Raw genomic sequence first — 3,183 nt, 5'->3', positions numbered from 1 at the left:
CCTGCTGTACCGTCGTTGATAATTAGGTAAGTAGAAGAACTATTGTCCCGCACTAAAACAGCACTGTTAATTCCGAGAGCTTGATTTCCGGCTGTTGCCCCATTAGCATCGGTAAAGACGTTAGTAACAATGGTGTTAATATTGGTCGTGGTGCTATTTGTTGCCCGGGTAAAAGCGCCCGGGGCATTAATTGCCAGATTGACAAGGCATTACCCGTGCCATTAAGATTACCAGTACCAGTGAGGACGAGATTTTCCACGTTGTTAGGAAGGGTATAGGAAATGGAAACTCGCAGTGAAACACCCCGTGAAACTTGGCTGCAACCGATTGTCGCTCTTCTGGGAGAAGGGGAATTCGCCGAGGCTTATGCTTTGGCTGCATACTTTCCTAACACTCGCAATAGGCAACTTGTACAACTTGCTGCATTGTTGGGACAAAATAAGTTTAGTGAAGCTGATACTCTCTTAGAGAAATTCTCTGGCGAAACTCAAAGTCTTATGGCTGAATTTGCAACTATTCTGAGCCAAGTCGATTTGAATTTCCTTGAGACAGCCGATAAAGCTATTGAGGCTCGATATTTCGAGTTGGCTGATTTCTGTATTCAATTTCAACTGCTCACTCATCCAGAAACAAGCTTATCAGTAATTGTTGATAGAAGCGCTATTACCAGTAAAGGCCTAACCATGAACGAGCGCAGAAGGATTATGCAAAGGCTATGTATTATTGACGAGGAGGAGGAGGATAAAATCTTATACTGCGAGCAAAAACTACCCTTAATCTATCGGTTCCGTGAATATTTTGCTAGGGATAAAGATAAAAGCGTAACAATTCAACGCCACACTCGAATCGAATTCCCATCAGGATGTGTTCTTGAACAAAAAGTTGATTTAAAGATTCAGCTAACTCAAGAGATTCCAAAATTTACTCGTGTTCCAGAAAAAATTTGGCTTACAGTAGGACTTAATACTAAGCAAGTTAAACTAAATGTCAAGGTTACTGCTCCAGCATTTGCCATAAGACCTTATCAACAGCAGTTGACTGTTCCAGTTAAAGGCGATTCCAACGAAGTGATTTTTACCCTTGTTCCTCTTGAAAGAGGTGAGCAAGTTATTGAGATTGAGTTTTTCAGAGGAGCAACAAGAGTTGGGTATGTAATCGTTCAAACTAACGTAACTTTCTACTCGTATAATAAAATATCGCCAAAAGTTTTATCAATGGAAGACCCAATTGATGGTCTCAAAAACTTAGAAAGTATGACGGTTAATCCCGATAAACATACACTTAATGTTACTTGGATTGAGAGAGAAAGTAAATTACTCTATACTATCTTCCCTGCCAATCGCTTAGGCGAGTGGGAGAAAACAATTCCTAATATTCAGCAACAAATTGAAGATGATTTGCGAAGTTTGAATGCTTTCCTGACAGAAGTAGTGCAACAAGGAAACCCCTCTGATGAGCGTTGGGAGAGTATCTGTTTCAATCTTCAGAGTGTTGGCGCTAACTTGTTCGAGATGTTAATTCCCTCTGAAGTGGCCAAACAAATGGGAACTTGGAAGATTGGTTCTCCTGTCATTATCTCCACTAATGAACAGTGGATTCCTTGGGAATTAATGTACGACGGCGAAGATTTTTGGGGAAAGAAGTTTATTATTGCTCGCTCTCCTCGCCTCAGCGATAGTCAAGATTTACCAAAAAGAAATAGACCTGAAAGTAAGGGAAAAAGACAAATCAAGCGGATTGTCAATATTGTCGGTGGAGATGTACCTTCCTCGGAAGCAGAGCGAGCTACCCATCTATTCTCTAATCTTCTCCCCCCAGAAGCGGTACACTTGTTAGCTAAACAGCCAATTTCGTCCCTTGTAAAAGCTATTCCAGGCACAGATGCGCTTCATTTCACCTGTCACGGACATTTAGAACCGCACCTACTCCAAATTGCTGGCGATAAAAACAAAACCCGAATTGAAAACTTGCTCCCTGAAACCATTCTAAGGCTACCCCTTGAGCCAGGTAGTCTTGTGTTTGCTAACGCCTGTGCTTCAACCGTTCCCGTGTTAACCTTTGGAAAATTTAGCAGTTTTGGCTGGAAATTTTATCAGCGTGGTGCAGATGCTTTCATTGGAACTTTAGGAGCCGTACCAGTGAAATATGCCGTCAACTTTGCCGAAATTGTTTACCGTGAATTATTCAACCCAGATGAGAAAATTACTATCGGACAGGCTGTAGCCAAAGCCAAAGAAGTTGCAGCCAATGAGAGAAACTTATTTTGGCTACTGTATTGTATTTATGGCGATCCAGATTTCTCGATTGTACAGCAAAAAAATTCCAAGGAGGAAGACCATGCCAATTAAAGTATATGCCACAGCCGTCGATCCAGCTTCAGTTAGTAGCTTACAAACTGAGGATGAGGAAATCCTGACTACTTTGGGACCACAAGAGGAAACCGTCGCAGTTCAGTTGCAAGAACTCTTTGAATCTGTCATGGAAGCTCTTTCTAGTAAGGTAGATGTAGAAAGTAAGTTGACTGTTGAAATTAATGGTTCAGTCAGCCTAAAGGCGCAGGGAGGACTCAAATATCTGTTTTTCAACATTGGAGCAGAAACAGCCAATACAAACACGATGAAAGTTACCCTATCTACAACTTTGCAGCCAAAAATACAGAAAACGAAGTAAATGTCCACCATTAAAACAAAAAGCCAGAGGTCGGTATCCGGTCTCTCAAAGAAAACGGGTTTCTCAAAGAGTTTCTCAAAGAAAACCGTTTTCTAGATATTGATTTTTGCCAAAGACTGCTTAAATTCTGCGAGAGAATTAGCGGTAGCTGCTAATTTTAGTAGCTCTTCTAAGATAGTAGGGTTAGTCATTTTGCCGATTATCTCTTCAATTTCTGAAGAAATCTGTCCAAAGCGCACGGTTAAAACTGTTTTTATGTCATCGCGGCTTTTTTCTAACGCTCCAATTTCTTTACCAATTTCCTTGCCAATTTCCTTACCAATTTCCTTACCGCGTTCGATTCCTCGTAACTCCATATTACTCATTAAAGGCGGTTCTTCCGAACTTACACTGTAGAAAATTCCCCAAGCTCCCTCTCTGTCCAGCAATGCTCTAAAGTTGATAAATATCAATCTAACAAAAACTCAAAGCCCTATTGTACAAGCTTTACAAGCATGAGTTGTTGATAGTTTT

At 40.9% G+C, this 3,183-nt stretch carries 3 protein-coding genes and 1 pseudogene; 2 read left to right on the top strand and 2 right to left on the bottom strand.

The features are described 5' to 3' along the window. Positions 1-298 (bottom strand): annotated as a pseudogene (locus IM496_RS02550) (bluetail domain-containing putative surface protein); the annotation flags it as partial. Here IM496_RS02550 and IM496_RS02545 point away from each other — a divergent pair. Further along, the gene (locus tag IM496_RS02545) at positions 282-2,348 is read left to right on the top strand and encodes a CHAT domain-containing protein (protein WP_287661153.1); all 2,067 of its coding nucleotides are present in this window, start codon (positions 282-284) and stop codon (positions 2,346-2,348) included. The pseudogene IM496_RS02550 and the gene IM496_RS02545 sit on opposite strands and share 17 nt — an antisense overlap. After that, positions 2,338-2,670 carry a hypothetical protein gene (locus tag IM496_RS02540; protein ID WP_194018217.1) on the top strand — a complete coding sequence of 111 codons (333 nt, stop codon included), beginning with the start codon at positions 2,338-2,340 and terminating at the stop codon, positions 2,668-2,670. Before IM496_RS02545 ends, IM496_RS02540 begins: the two co-directional genes overlap by 11 nt. Positions 2,671-2,762: 92 nt before the next feature. Here IM496_RS02540 and IM496_RS02535 read toward each other — a convergent pair whose 3' ends face one another. Next, positions 2,763-3,035, bottom strand: a complete 273-nt coding sequence (locus IM496_RS02535; RefSeq protein WP_353737621.1) for a hypothetical protein — start codon at positions 3,033-3,035, stop codon at positions 2,763-2,765. Between the last annotated feature and the right edge of the window lie 148 nt (positions 3,036-3,183).

The organism is Microcystis sp. M049S2, assembly GCF_020245625.1.
Classification (GTDB): domain Bacteria; phylum Cyanobacteriota; class Cyanobacteriia; order Cyanobacteriales; family Microcystaceae; genus Microcystis; species Microcystis ichthyoblabe_A.
Note: the sequence above shows the minus strand (reverse complement) of the source record. Positions and strands in the feature narration are given on the sequence as shown.

Excerpts from the sequence above, each read along its gene's own strand:
- IM496_RS02545 (WP_287661153.1), top strand. The coding sequence starts at position 282 with ATGGAAACTCGCAGTGAAACACCCCGTGAAACTTGGCTGCAACCGATT.
- IM496_RS02540 (WP_194018217.1), top strand. The coding sequence starts at position 2,338 with ATGCCAATTAAAGTATATGCCACAGCCGTCGATCCAGCTTCAGTTAGT.
- IM496_RS02535 (WP_353737621.1), bottom strand. The coding sequence starts at position 3,035 with ATGAGTAATATGGAGTTACGAGGAATCGAACGCGGTAAGGAAATTGGT.